Source organism: Streptomyces sp. AF1A, from assembly GCF_047340315.1.
Lineage (GTDB): Bacteria > Actinomycetota > Actinomycetes > Streptomycetales > Streptomycetaceae > Streptomyces.
The window spans coordinates 64679-83412 of record NZ_JBLEBI010000011.1 but is presented as its reverse complement, the minus strand read 5'-3'; the positions used below and the strand labels follow the sequence as shown (position 1 = coordinate 83412).

Below are 18734 nucleotides of genomic sequence, written 5' to 3'. Positions count from 1 at the left end.
AGGGATCAAAGGCGCCGGGCCGACCGTCGAAAGGGGCCCGGCGAGCCGCAACGGGTGAGGAGGCCGCGAGCCGCCGCGACGGCTCAGCCGGCCGGGCGCAGGGCGCGCGCCGCGCGCATGCCCTCCCAGCGCCGGGCCGCGGGCGCGGGCAGGTCGAACTGGTCCAGCACGCGCGCCACCACGTGGTCGACGATGTCGTCCACCGACTGCGGATGGTTGTAGAACGCGGGCATGGGCGGCACCAACTGCACGCCCTTACGGGCGAGTTCGAGCATGTTCTCCAGGTGGATCTCGCTCAGCGGCGTCTCGCGCGGCACCAGCACCAGCCGGCGCCGCTCCTTGAGCACCACGTCCGCGGCCCGCCCCACCAGCCCGTCGGCATACCCCGCGCGAATACCGGCGAGGGTCTTCATCGAGCACGGCACGACGACCATCCCGTCCGTCCGGAACGAGCCCGACGAGATCGCCGCGCCCTGGTCCTCCGGCGCATGGGTGACATCGGCCAGGGCCGTGACCTCGGAGACGGCCAGCCCGGTCTCGAGCTCGATGGTGGTCCGCGCCCAGCGGCTGAGCACCAGGTGCGTCTCCACCTCCGGCAGCGCGGCCAGGTTCTCCAGCAGCCGGACGCCGAACACGGCACCCGTCGCTCCGGTCATGCCCACGATCAGTCGCACGGGATTCGGCTCCTTCGGTCCGTCCGGCACAGCGGCGGGAGACTCTTTCGGTCACCGCGCTCTCGACGCTACGCGCGATACGCGGGGCCACCGGCGTACCCTGAGGACAGACCATGGACAGAAACGGACACCCGCGCCCCGCCGAGCGAACCGAGGTCGCCGCCGTTCCCTACCGCGCCGCCGCCGGCGCGCCCCCCGGCGCGGAGGTGCTCGACCTCGCGGCCCTGCCCGCCCGCGCCCACGGCCACGGCCTCGATCCGTACACGGCCAAGCGCCCCGCCTTCCACGAACTCATCGCTGTCCGCGGCGGCACCCTGCGCTGCTCGCTCGACTTCAGCGCGCACGAACTCACCGCAGGGGACTGGCTCTGGGTGCGGCCGGGCCAGGTCCATCAGTACGACTCCGACCTCGCCGCCGCCGACGGCGTCCTGGTGCTGTTCACCCGCGGATTCCTCACCCCCGCCACGGTGGAGGCCGCACGGGTCGACCAGCCCGTCTGGCGCGCACCGCTCACCCCGACGGACGCGGACGCGACCGCGCTCGACGGCGTGCTCGACCTGCTGCGCAGCGAGTACCGCCGGGCGGCCGACCTGCCGCTCGAGGTCCAGATCGACGTCGTACGACATCTGCTGTCGGTCCTCGTGCTGCGGCTGGCCCACGGCCAGGGAGCCCGCGCGACCACCGTGAGCGGCAACGAGGCCTTCCGGCGCTTCCAGCGTGCCGTCGAGCGCGACTTCACCCGGACCCACCAGGTCGAGGACTACGCCCACACCCTCGGCTACAGCGTCCGGACCCTGACCCGGGCCACCCGCTCCGCCGTGGGCACCGGAGCCAAGGCCTTCATCGACGACCGGGTCCTGCTCGAGGCTCGGCGGCTGCTGTGGCACACCGACCTGCCGACCGCCGCCATCGGCGACCGCCTCGGCTTCCCCGACCCGACCGTCTTCACCCGCTTCTTCCGCCGCCGGACCCACGAGACACCGGCCGCATTCCGGGCCCGCGCTCGCGGCAGCACCGGGTGACGCCGCACCTGCCCCGGCGCTCTGCCGCTGTCGGCCGGCGCCCGGCCCCACGGCGCCTGGCGCACGCCGTAGGTCCGGACGCGGCGCCCGCCGGCGCATCGGCCGCGCTCGTCAGACAGGCGGCTGCTCCTCCCGGCCCACGCTCTCGCGACGCGCGCTCTCGTCGGCATGGAGCAATCCGACCGGAAGCAACTGGCGCTTGTGCGTGTCGTTGATGACGGCGGCCGCCGAGGCGTACCAGGCCGCGAGACCGGTGGCGATGCCGAACCAGCCGCCGACCTCCGTCATGACGTGGGGCGGCATTCCGGTCTGGAAGGCTCCGATGGCCAGGAAGAGGTAGGTCAGCGTGAGCAGGACGAGTACGGCCAGGACGGCGAGGCTCACCCGCAGTGCGGCGACGGCCATGTAGGCGGTGAAGATGCACCAGGCGAGCAGGAAGAGGCCCAGCGCGTTGTGCGAGCCGCCCGCGAGCTGCAGGCGCGGCACCAGCCACCAGTAGGACAGCCAGAACGCTCCGTACGAGACGAACGTCGTCGCGCCGAAGGTGTTCCCCCGGCGGAACTCGAACAGCCCGGCGGCGAACTGGGCCAGGCCGCCGTAGAACAGGGCCAGTGTCAGCACCGGGAGGATCGCGGCGGTCTCCTGGAGGAGGTTGGTGTTGACGATCGACAGCAGCAGGGTGGTCATGGCGAAGCCCGCGAGCCCCAGCGGAGCCGGATCGCCCCAGGTGGCCGGCCGCGGATCCGCCGCGCCTTCCCGCGCGGGCCGAGAACCGCTCGTTTCGTCAGTCATGGCCGGAATCCCTTCGGACGAAGGCGGAACCGGGATCAGCCGGTCCCCGGCCGGCGCCCGCGCCACCGCCCCAGGGGAACCTGCGGGCGGCACCGGAGTGGCCCGGTCATCAGCCGCACCTTTTACCCCATAAGTACCCTTTTTCCGCCACCGTCACTCCGTTGGCCGCACAGGACGGACGTCCTTCAGCCGACGTCGTGGTGGCCCACGTGGAGATCCGCCTGGCGGGCCTCTCCCTCCCTCAACGTCACGTCCGCGACGACCGGCGCATGGCCGGAGGCGACAACGGTGTAGGCGCCGGGGGCCACGTTCTGCAGCGTGTAGGTGCCGTCCTCGATCGTCACTGCCGAGCCCACCACCTCGCCCGATGCGCTCAGCAGGGTGACGCGCGCCTCGGGAACGGGCAGCCCGGTGTGCCGATGGCGTACGGTCCCCTGGACGTGGCCCAGGCCGGCGAGCGTGACGTCCGGGACGGCCGGTTCCGTGCCCGAGGTGACCTGCACGGCTCTGGGGTGGTGACCCTCGGCCGAGACGACCAGGGTGCACGAGGAGGGATCCGCCGTGAGCGTGTAACTGCCGTCCTCGCCGGTCCTGGCGCGAGCCCGTTGCCGGCCGGAGCGGTCGACGAGGGTGAGGACCGCGTGGGCGATGGGCCGCCCGGCGCTGTCGCGCACCCGGCCGCGCAGCTCCCCGGCGGCCGGTGCGGCCGCGGGGCCCTCGGCGGCTGCCGGAGCCGCCTTCGCCGGTGAGGGCGCCGACGACCCGGGCGCGGTGACCGCTTCGGCGCCGCGGCCGCGGATCAGCGAAGCGAGCGCGGCGGCCAGGGACATGGCGATGGCCAGGGAGAACACCACGACCAGACCGTCGTGGAACGGCTGCGAGATCAGGTGCGGGAAGAACTCGCGTCCCGTGAGATGAGCGGCGGCGGCCGGTGAGAGGTGCCCGAGGATGCTCGGGCCGAGCAGGTGCTGGATGGGGTTGTACCCGAGGAAGGCGGCGAACAGGACGCCCACCGGTGGCAGCTGCGCCACCGTGTGGGCGGGCCCCGCCGGGACACCCTGGGCCGTCAGACCCGACGTGAGGGTGTGGGGCAGGCTTCCGGCGAGTCCGGCGACCATGAGCGAGAAGAACACGCCCATGGAGAGCACCATGCCGGCGTTCTGGAAGGTGGCCCGCATGCCGGAGGCGGCGCCGCGGGCGTCGGCCGGCACGTTCGACATGATGATCGCCGTGTTCGGAGCCGCGAACAGACCGCCGCCCAGGCCGTTGAGGAAGATCAGGCCGGCGAACACCCAGTAGGAGAAGTCGCTGGGCAGGACGAGCAGTCCGGCGAACGAGACCGCCATCACCAGGAACCCGGAGGCGGCGAACAGCCGCGCGCCGAACTTGTCGGACAGCGCCCCGGACAGGGGCCCGGCGAACAGGAAGCCCACGGTCAGCGGAAGCATGTAGATGCCGGCCCACAGCGGGGTGTCGGCGTAGTCGTAGCCGTGCAGCGGCAGCCAGATGCCCTGGAGCCAGATGATGAGCATGAACTGCAGTCCGCCGCGCGCGATGGCGCCCAGCAGGGTGGCGGCGTTGCCCCCGGCGAAGGCCGCGTTGCGGAACAGCCTCAGCGGGAACATCGGTTCGGCGACCTTCATCTCCACGACGCAGAACGCCCCGAGCATCAAGGCTCCGCCGACCAGACCCGCCAGCACCCACGGGTTGGTCCAGCCCATGGTGTGACCGCCGTAGGGCTGGATGCCGTAGGTGATCCCCGCGAGCAGTGCGGTCAGGCCGACGGCGAAGGTGATGTTGCCCCACCAGTCCATGCGTCCCGGCTTGCGGACGCCGGTCTCGTGCAGGGACTTGTATCCCCACACCGTGCCGATCAGGCCGATGGGGACGTTGACCCAGAAGATGGAGCGCCAGTTCCAGGTGACGAGCACGCCGCCGAGCACCAGGCCGAGGAACGAGCCGGCGATGCCCGCCACCATGTTGACGCCCAGCGCCATGCCCCGCTGCCGGGCCGGGAAGGCGTCGGTGAGGATCGCCGCGGAGTTGGCCATCAGCATCGAACCGCCCACGGCCTGCACGATGCGCCAGCCGATCAGCCACAGCGCCCCGCTGCCGCCGCGGAAGGGGTCCAGCGACAGGATCACCGAGGTGAGCGTGAAGATCAGGAAGCCCGCGTTGTAGATGCGGACCCTGCCCATCATGTCGCCGAGCCGGCCGAGCGCGACGACCAGCACCGCGGTGACGAGCATGTAGCCCATCAGCATCCACAGCAGATAGCTCACGTTCGCCGGCTGCAGCGGGTCGAGGCGGATGCCGGTGAAGATGCCCGGCAGCGAGATCAGCACGATCGAGCTGTTGATGGTGGCCAGGAGCATGCCCACCGTCGTGTTGGTCAGCGCGATCCACTTGTAGCGGGGGTGGTCGGCGTCGACCCAGCCACGGCGGCGGTGCTGCGCGACAGCGGCGGCACCGGGTATGGGTTCGGTCTCCCTGGTCGTCATCACGTGCTCCCGGTGTCTCGCCGTTCGGGAAGGGGGGCCGGCTCCGTGCCGGCCATGAGCATGCGCTGCACCAGCGGAAGGACGGTTCTCATCGCCTCGCCCAGCGCCCGCTGGTCCTCGTGCGGCAAAGCGGCCACCAGATCGGTCAGGCGGGCGTCCCGGGCCCGCCGGCGCTCGGCGAGCACCTCCCGGCCGGCGTCGCTGATGGCGACGAGGGTCACTCGCGCGTCGATGTCGTCGCTGAGCCGCGTGACCAGGCCCTGTCGTTCCAGCCGTTGGGCCAGCTGGGTCATCGACGGCTGGGTCACGCCCTCCGCCGCCGCCAGGGCAGTGAGCCGCAGGGGGCCCTCGCGTTCGAGCCGGGCCAGGGTGGAGGCCGCGGTGAAGCTCATGCCCCGGCGGTCCGTCACGACCCTGATCACGGCAGCCGCCGTCTCCGCGAGCGATCGTGCGGTCTGCCGGGCGTCCGCATCTCGGTGAGAGTGATCCACACTCTTTAAGTATCACTCGCCTATATAGCAGGCCTATGAAAATCTTCGTAAGAAGTGTCCGGCCTGTCCGTGGCCTGCCTGTCGTGCCCGGGCCTGCGGCTCCCTTCCGTCAGGCGGACGGTTTCGCCAGCAGGAGTTCGGTGTTGTGATCGGCCGCGGAGCCGATGCGCGCGGCCGGGGTGGCATAGGGGTCGTTGTAGGCGAGTTCGCGGTACAGGGCGGCCAGGCCGGGGTCCGAGGTGTCGGCGAAGTCGGTCCGGTAGGGGGCGGCCGACTCGACGAGCGTGGTGAACAGCGACAGGGTGCCGTCCCGGTTGTCCGCGATCTCGATGATCCGTGCGTGGTGCGGGTAGTCCACGTGGGAGGCCGTGTTGATCTCCCAGAAGGCGCGTTCGGGGACGCTGTGGCCGTGCGGGATGATCTGGTTGGCGTGCGTGTGGCCGTTGACCCAGGCCACGACGTTGGGGAAGCGCTGGAGCAGCGTCACCAGTTCGGCGCCGCCGTGGCGCCCTTCGAACGGGCGGTACGGGTCGGGCAGCAGGTTGCCCATGGTGCCGCTGGTGTGATGGCTGAAGACGACCACGAGACGGCTGTCGGAACCGCCGCGCACCACGTGGCCGTCGGTGTCGTACCAGTGCCCGCTGTGCGCCCTGAGCACCGACTCCAGCCAGGTCAGCTGTGCCGTGCCGAGGGAACCGTCGGCGAAGCCCGCCCGGTTGGTGGTGTCGAGACTGACGCCGAGGACGCCGGGGGCGAGGTCGAAGGTGTAGTACAGGCGCCCGCTGCCGGCCGCGTCCGCGGTGAAGCCGTGGCCGGCCGGACCGGCGCCGGTGTACGCGGGATTCAGGTGCGCCTTCGCGAACTCGGCCGGGGTGAACGGGTGACGGCGCTCGTCGGGCGTGACCGTGCGGATCGCGCCGCCGCCGACGAGCAGTTCGCTCAGCAGGAGCACGGCCTGCCCGGGGTCGTGGAGCACCGCGTCGGCCAGCCGCGCCGCGGTGGCGTCGTCGCAGCCCTCCAGCTTGCGCGAGCCGGTGTAGAGGTCGTTCAGCAGACCCAGGTCGGGCAGGCTGCCTTCGATGCTGTCGTCGTGGTTGCCGACGGTGGTGTACCACGGCACGCTCAGGCCGGGCGCGTCGAACGGGCGGATGGCGCCGCCGAGGAATCCGGGGATCTGCGGCAGCCCCTTGGCCTTGTACGCGTCCTGGAACGCGGATTCGGGATTCCAGTACTGCGCGCTGCCGGAGTTCTGGACCCCCTCGTAGCGATCGAGGGCACCGCTGTTCGGACTGACCCGGCCGCCGCTCATGACGGTCAGATACCAGTCGAGTTCGATCCGCTCGTGGTTGTCCGTGTTGTCGCCGGTGGCCATCACGAAGCCGAACGGAAGCCCCGTGTACGGGCCTTGGCGTACCTGGTTGACGCGTTCGACGAGCGACGAGGCGCCCCGTACGGTCAGCGCCTCGTGCGGCCGGTGCGCGCTGTCGATGTACCGCGCCAGATACTCGAACCGCACGGGCGACTCGGTGTCCGTCAGGTGCAGATCCGTGAACTGCACGAAGGAGGTGAGCCCCGTCCGCCGGTCGTCCCGCCCGCTCGCGGCGCCGGCCAGCTCCGCGCGGACCACCAGCGGCCAGCCCGGTCCCGCCGTCAGCCGCTTGTACGCCCCGTCGCCGAGCGGGGTCGCCACCTGTTCCAGGGTGGTCCCGTCGATCCGCACCGCACGCGCGGCACTGGCCGCGAGCGCCCGGTCCAGTGCCCTCGCCCGCCCCGGTGTCAGCAACGGCCACACGGCCGCTGCCGCCACGGCGGCGGACACACCCGACAGGAACCGGCGACGACTCGTCCCGCTCATCAATCCCCCTGACACAGACGCCACTTGGGCGCCTGGCCCGGACCGGGCGCGCCCGCCCGCGGTTACCTTACTGACGGGTAGACAGGTGTCCAGGGCGCGGGGGGAAACTTGACGGAAACAGAGCGAACGCGTGGGTCACGCGGGAAGGAAGGCGAGGGCTGACGAGCCGGGCGCCGGACGCCCGGTGCGGCTCAGGGAAGGATCGAGTCGATGTAGCCGCCGTCGACCCGCAGGGCTCCGCCGGTCGTGGCCGACGCCTGGACGGAGCTGAGGTAGACGACCATGTGGGCGATCTCCTCCGGGTCGATCAGCCGCTGGAGCAGGGACTGCGGCCGGTACTCGCGCATGAACCTGCGCTGCGCCTCCTCCCAGGGCAGGTCCCGGTCGACGAGTTCGTACACGAAGTCCTCGACGCCACCGGTGTGCGTGGGCCCGGCGATCACGGAGTTCACCGTCACGCCGGTGCCCGCCGCCTTCTTGGCGAATCCGCGGCTCACCGCGAGCAGCGCGGTCTTCGACATCCCGTAGTGGATCATCTCCGCGGGGATGACGACCGCCGAGTCGCTGGCGACGTACTGGATCCGCCCCCAGCCGCGCTCGGTCATGCCCGGCAGGTACAGCCGGGTGAGCCGTACGGCGGCGAGGACGTTCACCTCGAAATAGCGCCGCCACTCCGCGTCGGTGATCTCCAACGGGTCGGCGGTACCGAAGACTCCGAGGTTGTTGACGAGGATGTCCACCTGGGGCAGCAGGTCCGTCACCCTGGCCGCGCCCTCCTCGCTGGAGACGTCGGCGGCCACGGGCACCAGGTCGGCGCCGGGTGCCTGACCGGCCAGCGACGTGACGCTGTCGGCCACCCGTCGCTCGTCGCGGCCGTTGACCCCCACGCGGGCCCCGGCCCGGGCCAGGGCGAGGGCGATGGCGGCCCCGATGCCCTGCGTGGAGCCGGTCACGAGTGCGGTGCGTCCTGTCAGGTCGATGTGCATGGGCGGGCCAGGTCCCTTCGTGGGAGGGTCAGAGACGGTCGGCTTGCAGCACCGCCTGGGCGAACTGCTGCGGAGCCTCCTGCGGCACGTTGTGCCCGACGCCCTTCAGCGTGCGGTGGGCGTACGGCCCCGTGAACCTGGCCCGGTACGCGGCCCCGCCGCCCGCCGGGACGAAGGGATCCAGGGCGCCGTCGAGCGTGACCGTGGGCACGGCGATGGCCGGCCCGGCGGCGAGCCTGTCCTCGGTGCCGTCGTAGCGGGGATCGCCCGCGGCGAGGCCGAGCCGCCAGCGGTAGTTGTGGATCACGATGCCGACGTAGTCGGGATTGTCGAAGGCCGCGGCGGTCCGGTCGAAGGTGGCGTCGTCGAAGTGCCAGGTCGGAGAGGCGTTGTGCCATATCAGTTTCGCGAAGTCGTGCCGGTGTTCGCGCAGGCCCGACTTGCCCCGCGCGGTGGCGAAGTAGTACTGGTACCACCACGCCCACTCGGCCGCCGGCGGCAGCGGCTGCTCGTTCTTCTCCCGGTTGGTGATGAGGTAGCCGCTGACGGAGACCAGGGCCCTGCAGCGCTCGGGCCGGAGCACCGCGACGATGTCGGCCGTCCGCGCTCCCCAGTCGAAGCCGCCGAGCAGTGCCTTCTCGATGTGCAGGGCGTCCATCATCGCGACGATGTCCAGGGCGAACACGGTCTGTTGGGCGTTGCGGAACGTCTTGTGCGACAGGAACCGCGTGGTGCCGTAACCCCGCAGGTAGGGGACGACGACCCGATATCCCCGAGCGGCCAGCAGCGGCGCGACGTCGACGTAGCTGTGGATGTCGTACGGCCACCCGTGCAGCAGGACGGCCACCGGGCCGGCGGCCGGGCCGGCCTCCGCGTAGCCGATGCTCAGCTCGCCCGCCCTGACCTGCTTCAGCGGGCCGAGAAAGGTGTGTTCGCCCCCTCGCCCGCCCGCGGGACCCGTTCGGTCACCGGGCGGCGCCGCCGGTTCCGAAACGGCCGCCGAGGGGAGCCGGCCGGACAGCGCAGCCGCCGTCCCGACGGCGCCCGCGCCGAGCGCCTTGCCGAAGGTCCGCCTGTCGATCACGAGAACCGTCCTGTGGGTGGACATGCCGACAGGCCGCCCCCGGCCCCGCCGTGCCACACGTGTCACGGCCGCGAGCCCCCGCGGTGTACATCGCTGCCCATCCTGCCTGCCCGGGCGGGAGCCCGCCAACGGCAGCACAGCGCCCGCCACGGCGCCCGGCTTCGTGACGGATGCCGGGCGCCGCTCCGTAGCCCGCGCAGCCGGCCACCGGGATTGCCCCGCAGGACCCGCCACCGCCGCGGATCCGGCTCGTACCCGGTGGCCTGACGGGCGCCCGTGTCCCCATCGCCGCCCGCTGCCGCTGTCACCCGGGCTCCTCTCACCGGGGCCGCACCCGGGCGGACCACCTTCCCGCGCGAGGCGGGGCACACCGCAGCGTGCGGGCACGACCGCGAACGAGCCGAGCCGGGGCGCCGTCCGCTGTCGCTGCCGTCGTCGTCGCCTCCACCGAGCGGGTGTCCTCCGGCGCGCCGGAATGGGTTCCGCCCGCCGCAGGCCGCGATCGCCCCCTAGCCTCGACGCCATGCTGGGGCTTCCTGCTCACATTCGTGCCTGCCTGTTCGACCTCGACGGAGTGCTCACCCAGACCGCGAAGGTGCACGCGGCCGCCTGGAAGGAGATGTTCGACGGCTATCTCCGCGAGCGCGCGACCCGCGAGGGGACCGAGTTCGTGCCCTTCGACGCGGTCGAGGACTACGACGAGTACGTGGACGGCCGTCCCCGCGAGGACGGGGTCCGCACGTTTCTCGCGTCACGCGGTGTGCAGCTGCCCGATGGATCGCCGGACGACCCGCCGGACGCCGAGACCGTGTACGGGCTGGGCACCCGGAAGAACAACCTCGTGCTGCGCAAGATCCGCGAGGAGGGGGTGGAGCCCTACGAGGGCTCGGTCCGCTTCGTGCACGCGGTCAGGGAGGCCGGCCTGCGCTGCGCGGTGGTGTCGTCCAGCGCGAACTGCCGGGACGTCCTGATCGCGGCCGGCATCGAGGACCAGTTCGACGTGCGGATCGACGGGCTCGTGACGCGCGAGCGCGGCCTGCGCGGCAAGCCCGCGCCGGACACCTATCTCGAAGCCGCCCGCGACCTCGGGATCGAGCCGGACCGGGCCGCCGTGTTCGAGGACGCCCTGGCCGGTGTCGAGGCGGGGCGGGGCGGACGGTTCGGTCTCGTCGTCGGCGTCGACCGGGTCGGCCAGGCGGAGCAGTTGCGGGCGCACGGGGCGGACGTGGTCGTCCGCGACCTGGCCGAACTTCTGGAGTCGCGGTGATCACTCATCCCAGCTTCACGGTCGAGCCGTGGTGCCTGCGCGAGACCGAGCTGAACCTGGAGGTGCTCGCCCAGAGCGAATCGGTCTTCGCCCTGTCCAACGGGCACATCGGGTGGCGCGGGAACCTCGACGAGGGGGAGCCCCACGGGCTGCCCGGCGCCTACCTCAACGGCGTCCACGAGCGGCATCCGCTGCCCTACGCGGAAGCGGGCTACGGGTACCCCGAGTCCGGCCAGACGATGATCAACGTCACCGACGGCAAGGTCATCCGGCTGCTCGTCGACGACCACCCGTGCGATCTGCGCTACGGCCGGCTGCTGGAGCACGAGCGGGCCCTGGACTTCCGCTCCGGGGTGCTCAGCCGCACGGCGCGGTGGACCACGCCCAGCGGCCGCACCGTGCGGATCACCTCGCGGCGGCTCGTGTCCTTCACCCAGCGCGCGGTGGCCGCGGTGGTGTACGAGGTCGAGCCGCTCGACGAACCCGTCTCGGTCGCCGTGCAGTCCGAACTCGTCGCCAACGAGCAGCTGCCCCACTTCGAGGGCGACCCGCGGGTCGCCGCGGCCACCGAGTCCCCACTGATCACGGAGGAGCACTTCGCGCAGGACACCCGCCTCAGGCTCGTCCACTGCACCGACCGCAGCAGACTGCGGGTGGGAGCGGCCGCCGACCATCTCGTCGAGGGGCCCGGGAGCACCCGCTGGGCCTCGCAGAGCGAGCCCGACGTCGCCCGGCTGACCGTCACCGCGGAGCTGGCCCCCGGGCAGCGGCTGCGCCTGGTGAAGTTCGTGGCCTACGGCTGGTCGGGGGAGCGGTCGCTGCCCGCCGTGCACGATCAGGTGGACGGGGCCGTGGCGGTCGCGGTGAGCACCGGCTGGGACGGGCTCGTCGCCGCGCAGCGCGCCTACCTGGACCGGTTCTGGGACTGCGCGGACGTCGAGGTGGAGGGCGACGCGCAGATCCAGCAGGCGGTGCGGTTCGCGCTCTTCCATGTGCTCCAGGCGGCGGCCCGCGGCGAGAACCGGGCGATTCCCGCGAAGGGACTGACCGGAACCGGCTACGACGGGCACTGCTTCTGGGACACCGAGTCCTACGTCCTGCCGGTCCTGACGTTCACCGCCCCGGAGACCGTCGCCTCGGCGCTCAGATGGCGGCACTGCACCCTCCCGGCCGCGCGTGAACGCGCGCATCAACTCGGGCTGGCAGGAGCGGTGTTCCCCTGGCGGACGATCGACGGCGCCGAGTGCTCGGCCTACTGGCCGGCGGGCACCGCCGCCTTCCACATCAACGCCGACATCGCCATGGCCGCCGTCCGCTACGTCGGCATGACCGGGGACGAGGACTTCGAGCGGGGCGAGGGCCTGGACCTCCTCGTGCACACCGCCCGGCTGTGGCGCTCCCTCGGCCACCACGACCCGGACGGCGTCTTCCACATCGACGGGGTCACGGGACCCGACGAATACAGCGCGATCGCCCGCGACAACCTCTACACCAACCTGATGGCCCGCCGGAACCTGGTCGCCGCGGCCGAGCTGGCCACGCGCTATCCCGACCGCGCCGCCGAACTGAACGTCGACGACGAGGAGGCGGCCGTCTGGCGCGACGCCGCCGCCCGCATGGCGATGCCGTACAACGAGACCCTCGGGGTCCACGAACAGTCCGCCGGTTTCACGGACTTCCAGCACTGGGACTTCGAGGCCACCCCACCGGAGCACTATCCGCTCCTGCTGCACTACCCCTACTTCGACCTGTACCGGAAGCAAGTGGTCAAGCAGGCCGACGTGGTGCTGGCGATGATGGAGTGCCCGTTCGCGTTCACCGACGAGCAGAAGGCGCGCAACTTCGCCTATTACGAGGCGCTGACGGTGCGGGACTCCTCCCTCTCGGCATGTGTCCAGGCGGTGCTCGCCGCCGAGACCGGACACCTGCGGCTGGCCTACGCCTATCTCACCGAGGCCGCCCTGATGGACCTGGACGACCTGGAGCACAACACCCGGGACGGGCTGCACATCGCCTCGCTCGCCGGGACGTGGATCGCCGTCGTCGTCGGTTTCGGAGGCCTGCGCCGGTACCTCGGTGACGAGGGCAGACAGGACCTTGTGGGCTTCCAGCCGCGCCTGCCCGAAGCGCTGTCCAGGCTGTCGTTCACGGTGCTCGTGCGTGGACGCCGGCTGAAGGTGGACATCGGCCAGAAACACGTGCGCTACCGGCTGGTGGAGGGCGAACCGCTGAAAATGCTGCACTACGGCGAACCCGTGACCGTGTCCGCGGACACGCCCGTCGAGCGCCGGGTGCCGCCCCCGCCCGTGCGCCCGGAACCGCAGCAGCCCCGGGGCCGCCGTCCGGCGGGCCTGCCCAGCGAGGAGGAGTCCTGAACGGACGGACACCCGCAGCGCCCTCCGGCCGGCGGCGACGCCGACCAGGGGCCCCGGCGCTGTCGGTCTGCGTCAGCCGTCGGAGTCGGACGACGGGATGTAGGCGCCCGGCTGGCAGGGCGCGCCGCCGTCTTCGGACCACCGTCCGGGCGTGAGGTCACATACGGGGTCGGGCGGGCTCACCGGGGGCAGGGCATCGCCGCGGCGCTCGCCGCACTCGGTGAACTGGAGCCCGCCCGGCCGCTGCTACACACGGGCTCGTGGGGCGGAGGTCGACCTGGTGCACCTGACACCGAGCCGACCGGGCGGGGCGGTTCAGCAGCCTCCGCAGTTGTAGTACAGGACGTCCCAGTGGTTTCCCTCGTCGGTGTAGACGTTGCCGGAAGCAGACGTCCACATCGGGTAACCGTCGCCGCGCAGGCCGGAGTAGCTGAAGTAGTTCTTGATGTAGTTCCCGATGCAGGTGTTCTTGCCGATGTCGAGCTTGTAGCCGTTCCAGTGCGAGTACGTGCCCGAGGCGTGCCCGACCTCGGTGCCGCCGGTGATGTTCAGCGCGCACCCGCTGGCGCGTTTGAGGGTCTGGGCGCCCTGGGCGGTGGCGAGGTTGAGCTGCTCGAAGGACGTACAGGTCGAGTTGTTGCGGTTGGAGCAGTTGCCGGAGGAGGACCAGGTGATGCCCACCTGGCGGAACATCTGCGTCGCGGTGGCGTGGCTGATCTTGGTGACCGCGAAGGCGTCGGTGGCGGTGCCGACGACCGCCACACCCGGGGCGACGACGAGGGCGAGAGCGGTCAGTGCGGAGCGGACCTTCATGGGGGAGCCTCCTGCGAATGGCCGTGCTTCCTATGGGGCGGCTGTGCAGGTGGTGCCACGCGATGATGACAGAGTTCTACGCGCGTTCGCCAGAGGGTCGACGAACCGCGGACGCGTATGCCGCATGCCGTGCGCGGCGGTTCATGTGGCGGAGAGGGCAGGGTTTGCACCTGCGTGGGCCCCCGAGGGGGCCCGACCTCGAGCCGTGCTCGCTGGTCCCCGATCAGCCGCTCCGGGCACCTCTCCTCGATCCCGGCTCCGGTCGCGTCCAGTGCCGTTCACAGGTAAGAGAGTGGCAGGAGTCCCTGACGGCGCACTGACGCGTCCCTGACGCGGGTTTGACGCGCCCGCCGCTTCCGGCTTCCTCTCCGGCATCGTCCGCGAACCACTCGCGGGCCTCCCGGCGACCTGCCCCGTACCCCCCAACCTCCGCGTGGCCGTGGCCTCGCCCCGACGCACCGTCGAGGCACTGCTCCGCGTGGCCGAGGCCGTGCGCGGCCGTGGACCGGGGCACCTGGAAGGGCCGTTGCCGGTCAACCTTCCCGCACTCACGGTATCGGTGGCCGAGATGATCGCCGCCCTGCGACAGGTGGCGGGCGATGCCGTCGCCGACCTGGTGACCGTCGCACCCGATCCCGCCGTGGAGGCCATCGTGTCCTCATGGCCCGCCGTCTTCGACAACAGGCGTGCCGCCGCACTGGGTCTGGAACCCGACCCGGGATTCCTGTCCCTCGTGCGGGACTACCTTGCCGAACACACCGGCGCGCACTGACCGGCGCATCCACGGCTTGGGACGCGGATCGCGATCAGCGCGAGGGAAAGGCAAGGGGTGGTTGAAGTGTGGCGCGGACAACTCGCGTGGGAATCGCTCGGGTGGAATCCGTAGGAGCGAAGCCGGGCCCGGCTAAGCGGTCATGCGACGCGGGGCGTTCTAACCGAATTCGCCCTCGCGCACACCATCTCGGAACGCGGCCCATTCCTCCGCGGTGAACCGCAGAGGCTCGAGGTCGGTGTTGTTCGAGTCACGGACGGCAACGGCTCCGCCACCGAGGTCTGCCACCTCGACGCAGTACGGCGTCGTCTTGTCCATGCTCTTGCTGCTCTTGACCCAGCGTGCTTCCGTCAGGTCGAGCGCGTAGAGTTCAGCCTTTCTCGGTTGCATCACAAGCTCCATTCGGCGCTCGATGTGTGTTCTCCTTCCACCCTCACGCGTTCGGCTCCACTCTGCAACTGGCCTGGGGAAGGCCGTGATCACGAGGACTCCGAGGCCGGCCCCTTCTGTTTTTGCCGCAGCCGTACGCCGTGGTCGGCGTCGGTTCATGCTCCACTGCCACCACCCCGAACACGAGGTGGCGACGACGGCCGGCTTCGTCACGGAGTGAACCGGGTCGTCGCCACCGGCGAATCCGCCACTTCGGACAGCGGGTCCATCGGGTGACCCTCCACCGATTTGGCGGGGCGCAGGTCCGCCGTGTCCTTCCGGCATGCGCCGGCAACCCTCGGCATCCGCTGCCGATCGACCGCATCATCGGCCCGTTCGGCCAACTTTCGTCGCGCATAAGCCTGGTGCGGCACCGGTCCGTCAGGGCCCGGTCAGCCGCATGGTGACGCTCGCGGATCACGCCTGGCGGTCGCCCCCGCTTTCGGGGGAAGGGGGCGAGGGCGACCACCGCCTCCGCTGCCAGGGCCAGCCAATGAACTCCTCGGCGGCGGAAGTCCTCTACTGGATGAACGGATCCAGGGTTCGGCAAGGTTCACGGACCGAGAGGGAATTCGTTCGGCTCTTCCGCGAGCCCGGCCGCGACGGGGGGTCACACACCGCGCAGGAGATCGGCGGCTCGCTCGGCGATCGCGTAGACGGTGGCGTTGGTGTTGTTGGACGGGATGGAAGGGATGACGGAGGCGTCCGCGACGCGGAGGCCGTCGAGTCCCCGGACGCGCAGGGCGGAGTCGACCACGGACACTTCGTCCTCTCCCATCATGCAGGTGCCGACGGGATGGCAGTACGACCCGAAGTGCCTGCGGGCGTGGTCGCCCAGCGACTGCGCGTCCACGGCGTCGAGTCCGGGACTGACCTCTTCGATGCCCCATGCGGATGGCGCGGACGACGAGGCGATCCGGCGCGCCTCCCTGATGCCGGACAGCACGACCTGGACGTCTCGTTCCTCGGCGAAGTAGTTGGGGTCGATCACGGGCGGCGCGTACGGGTCCGCAGAAGTGATGCGGAGCGTGCCGCGGCTGGCCGGGCGCATGGGGGAGACGCCGATGGTGAAGCCGTTGCGCACCGGAGCGACGGGGTTGGGCACCGGGATGTCGATGAAGATGATCTGCAGGTCCGGCCCGTCCAACTCCGGTGCGCTGCGCAGCAGGCCGATGATCTCGCCGTGGTTGTTGCGCGCCGCGGGCACCGGGCGCCGGGCGCGGTAGACGAGGTTGGCCCGCGGGTGGTCGTGCAGGTTCCGCCCCACACCGGGGAGCGCGTGGAGCATGTCGACCTGGGCCTGCCGGAGGTCGTCCTCGGGACCGATGCCGGAGCGGAGCAGCAGCTGCGCCGAGCCGATCGCACCGGCGGTCAGCACCACTTCACCGGCCGCCGCGGTGCGCACCCCGCCCTGAGCGCGGAACTCCACGCCGGTGCAGCGCGTGCCGTCGAAGAGCAGGCGGTGTACGACCGCGTCCGTGACGACGTCCAGGTTGGGACGGTGCAGCGCGCGATGGAGATAGGCGTCGGCCGCGCTCTGGCGCCGGCCGGAGACGATGTTGAGGTCCACCGGCGCGAAGCCCTCTTCCAGGCCGCCGCTGATGTCGAAGGCCCTGCGGTGGCCGGCTTCGACGGCGCCGCTGAGGCAGGCGAGCAGGAGCTCGTTGGGATCGGCGGCCGGGGCGACGAAGAGCGGGCCGTTCGTTCCGCGGCCGGGAGCGCCGCTGACAGCGGTCTCACTGCGCTGGAAGTACGGGAGCAGGTCGTCGAACGTCCAGCCCTTGGCGCCGTGGTCGCTCCAGCTTTCGTAGCTGGTGTGGTGGCCTCGTGCGAACACCATGGCGTTGATGGCGGAGGAGCCGCCCAGACCCTTGCCCCGGGGTAGTGCCACGGGGGCGCCCGAGGCGCCCTGCGGAACGGTCGCGTCGCCCCAACCTGCCGCCGAGGAGGCCAGCGAGGGCCAGGCCGGCGGCTCGGCGACGGCGTCGGGAAGAGCGGAAGAGCCCGCCTCCAGCAGCAGCACGCGGGCGTTCTCGTCCTGGGAGAGCCGGTCGGCCAGCACACACCCGGCGGTTCCGGCGCCCACGAGGATGTAGTCGTAGGCGGTGAGTGACGGCACGGCGGGCTCCATCCCTGTCTGAATCGTTGGTCGCATTTCGAGCGTAACACCGATAAGAACCGGTGAATCGCGAGTCTTGATACCGTTGGTTCATGACAGCTGACATGGCGGGCGGCCGGACGGCGGAAGCGCTGGATCGCAGAATCGTTCTCGCGGCCGCTGACGTCCTGGAGGAGGACGGCCTGGACGCCATGTCCACACGTGCGGTGGCGGCGCGAGCCGGAGTGTTTCCGCCGACGATCTTCCGGATCTTCGGGGACAAGGACGGTCTGCTGGAGGCAGTGGGCGAGTACGGCTTCGAGACCTACCTCGAGGCCAAGAGCCGGCTGCCGCAGAGCGACGACCCGGTGGCCGACCTGCGCCTCGCCTGGGACCTGCACGTCGAGTTCGGACTCCTGCAGCCGGCGTACTACGCGTTGGTCTTCGGGCGGTCACACACCGGTGGGCTCTCGCGCGCCGGCCGCAGAGCCGTCGCGGAGCTGCGGCGTATGATCACCCGCGTCGCCGCGACCGGCCGCCTGCGCATGAGCGTCGAACGGGCCACGGCCGTCATGCACGCGGCCGGCGTGGGTGTGGTCTCCACACTGATCAGCACCCCGCCGGAGTCCCGCGACCTCGAAACGGCCCAGGTGACGCGCGAGATGGTCTTCGACGCCATCATCGCGCCCGCCGCCGAGGCGGAGGGCACCGGAGCGGATGCCGGTTCGGCAGGCCCGGCCATGGCACTGCGCGCCGCGCTGGCCGAAGAGCGGGAACTGCCCCTGAGCCCGGGGGAGAAGCTGCTGCTCGTGGAACTGCTCAACCGGCTGGCCGACGCGCACACGAGTACCCGCTGAGCAAGACCGCCCGGAGTGAAGCGCCGCGGGTGACCGCGTACGAGCGAACTCGCAGGCTGCACACCGCGGAAGTTCACGCCGTTCCGTCCTCCGATCGGCGGGCGGTCATCAGGCAGGTGAGGGATTCGTCGACGCGCAGCAGGTGTCTCTCGCTGCCGGCCGGCACCTGCTCGAAAGTGCGGTCGAGGAAGGCCTGCACAGGCGCGGCGGGCGCCGACACGACCGTGCTTGCCTCGGGCGAGCTGATGCGGATGTGCACGGCGCCGTCCCCGGCTTCCAGCCGGTCCGGACGGAGGGGCACCGGCCACGTCTGCACGTCTCCCAGTCCGGCCGGGCGCATCAGGCCCTCCGAGAGCAGGTCGCGCGCGAAAATCCACGTCACCGGCGGTGTGAGGCCCGTGTCCAGCACCATGCGCACGCTGTACGGATCCCCGGTCGCGTAATGGAAGGCGAGCGCCACCGGCACGGTGACCGACCCGTCGAGCAGAACGGTGCCTTCGCACCGGCAGCTGACGCCGGATGCACGCGAGGAGGGCGTGCCGGGAGGGGGAGGTGGTTCGATGCTCATGTCCTGCTCATCTGCTTCGGTGGATCGCCGGGTGACGACCCGCGGGCACGTGGGCCAGGTCGGCTGCGCCGAGCCGAATGCTGTTGACATGGGGTGCCAACAGGTGACCGGTCGCCCGCATTCCGGTTCGCCCGGGCGAAGAGGGCACAC

The 18734-nt window shown here is 71.3% G+C and carries 15 protein-coding genes and 2 pseudogenes; 5 read left to right on the top strand and 12 right to left on the bottom strand.

Annotated features, from left to right (window positions below; all coding sequences use genetic code 11):
* Positions 1–83 precede the first annotated feature (83 nt).
* Entirely contained in the window at positions 84–674 is a 591-nt protein-coding gene (locus ACLU3S_RS06100; RefSeq protein ID WP_413950696.1) for a non-oxidative hydroxyarylic acid decarboxylases subunit B, read from the bottom strand.
* A 113-nt stretch (positions 675–787) separates the two neighbouring features.
* Between ACLU3S_RS06100 and ACLU3S_RS06095 the strand changes: the two genes are divergently transcribed.
* Positions 788–1696, top strand: a complete 909-nt coding sequence (locus ACLU3S_RS06095; protein WP_413950695.1) for a helix-turn-helix domain-containing protein — start codon at positions 788–790, stop codon at positions 1694–1696.
* A 111-nt stretch (positions 1697–1807) separates the two neighbouring features.
* Here the strand turns inward: ACLU3S_RS06095 and ACLU3S_RS06090 are convergent, their stop codons facing one another.
* The 6 genes from ACLU3S_RS06090 to ACLU3S_RS06065 all read right to left on the bottom strand — a co-directional run bounded on the left by ACLU3S_RS06090 (position 1808) and on the right by ACLU3S_RS06065 (position 9405).
* Positions 1808–2488, bottom strand: a complete 681-nt coding sequence (locus ACLU3S_RS06090) for an acetate uptake transporter (protein WP_413950694.1) — start codon at positions 2486–2488, stop codon at positions 1808–1810.
* Positions 2489–2673: 185 nt separating this feature from the next.
* Entirely contained in the window at positions 2674–4863 is a 2190-nt protein-coding gene (locus tag ACLU3S_RS06085) for an MFS transporter (protein ID WP_413950713.1), read from the bottom strand.
* 125 nt (positions 4864–4988) lie between these two features.
* Positions 4989–5381, bottom strand: coding sequence for a MarR family winged helix-turn-helix transcriptional regulator (locus tag ACLU3S_RS06080; RefSeq protein ID WP_413950693.1), 393 nt, complete (start codon positions 5379–5381; stop codon positions 4989–4991).
* Positions 5382–5589: 208 nt separating this feature from the next.
* A complete protein-coding gene (locus ACLU3S_RS06075; protein ID WP_413950692.1) occupies positions 5590–7335 on the bottom strand; it encodes a TIGR03767 family metallophosphoesterase in 1746 nt (581 codons plus the stop codon).
* Between the two features lie 191 nt (positions 7336–7526).
* Positions 7527–8321 carry an SDR family NAD(P)-dependent oxidoreductase gene (locus ACLU3S_RS06070; RefSeq protein WP_413950691.1) on the bottom strand — a complete coding sequence of 265 codons (795 nt, stop codon included), beginning with the start codon at positions 8319–8321 and terminating at the stop codon, positions 7527–7529.
* A 28-nt stretch (positions 8322–8349) separates the two neighbouring features.
* On the bottom strand, positions 8350–9405 hold the full coding sequence (locus tag ACLU3S_RS06065) for an alpha/beta fold hydrolase (protein WP_413950690.1): 1056 nt from the start codon (positions 9403–9405) through the stop codon (positions 8350–8352).
* A 523-nt stretch (positions 9406–9928) separates the two neighbouring features.
* On the opposite strand from ACLU3S_RS06065, the gene ACLU3S_RS06060 reads away from it, so the two are divergent.
* Positions 9929–10672: an HAD family hydrolase gene (locus tag ACLU3S_RS06060; protein ID WP_413950689.1), complete on the top strand. Its 744-nt coding sequence runs from the start codon at positions 9929–9931 to the stop codon at positions 10670–10672.
* Positions 10669–13047, top strand: coding sequence for a glycoside hydrolase family 65 protein (locus ACLU3S_RS06055; RefSeq protein ID WP_413950688.1), 2379 nt, complete (start codon positions 10669–10671; stop codon positions 13045–13047). Before ACLU3S_RS06060 ends, ACLU3S_RS06055 begins: the two co-directional genes overlap by 4 nt.
* A gap of 315 nt (positions 13048–13362) precedes the next feature.
* Here ACLU3S_RS06055 and ACLU3S_RS06050 read toward each other — a convergent pair whose 3' ends face one another.
* On the bottom strand, positions 13363–13860 hold the full coding sequence (locus ACLU3S_RS06050; protein WP_413950687.1) for a hypothetical protein: 498 nt from the start codon (positions 13858–13860) through the stop codon (positions 13363–13365).
* Between the two features lie 146 nt (positions 13861–14006).
* A pseudogene (locus tag ACLU3S_RS06045) lies at positions 14007–14106 on the bottom strand.
* A gap of 103 nt (positions 14107–14209) precedes the next feature.
* Between ACLU3S_RS06045 and ACLU3S_RS06040 the strand changes: the two are divergent.
* Positions 14210–14632 (top strand): annotated as a pseudogene (locus tag ACLU3S_RS06040) (NAD-dependent epimerase); the annotation flags it as partial.
* Between the two features lie 159 nt (positions 14633–14791).
* Here the strand turns inward: ACLU3S_RS06040 and ACLU3S_RS06035 are convergent.
* A complete protein-coding gene (locus ACLU3S_RS06035; RefSeq protein ID WP_413950686.1) occupies positions 14792–15115 on the bottom strand; it encodes a DUF397 domain-containing protein in 324 nt (107 codons plus the stop codon).
* Positions 15116–15671: 556 nt separating this feature from the next.
* A complete protein-coding gene (locus ACLU3S_RS06030) occupies positions 15672–17180 on the bottom strand; it encodes a GMC family oxidoreductase (RefSeq protein WP_413950685.1) in 1509 nt (502 codons plus the stop codon).
* Between the two features lie 92 nt (positions 17181–17272).
* Here ACLU3S_RS06030 and ACLU3S_RS06025 point away from each other — a divergent pair, with 92 nt between their 5' ends.
* Positions 17273–18016: a TetR/AcrR family transcriptional regulator gene (locus tag ACLU3S_RS06025; protein WP_413950684.1), complete on the top strand. Its 744-nt coding sequence runs from the start codon at positions 17273–17275 to the stop codon at positions 18014–18016.
* Positions 18017–18089: 73 nt separating this feature from the next.
* Here ACLU3S_RS06025 and ACLU3S_RS06020 read toward each other — a convergent pair whose 3' ends face one another.
* Positions 18090–18476 carry an SsgA family sporulation/cell division regulator gene (locus tag ACLU3S_RS06020; RefSeq protein WP_413950683.1) on the bottom strand — a complete coding sequence of 129 codons (387 nt, stop codon included), beginning with the start codon at positions 18474–18476 and terminating at the stop codon, positions 18090–18092.
* Between the last annotated feature and the right edge of the window lie 258 nt (positions 18477–18734).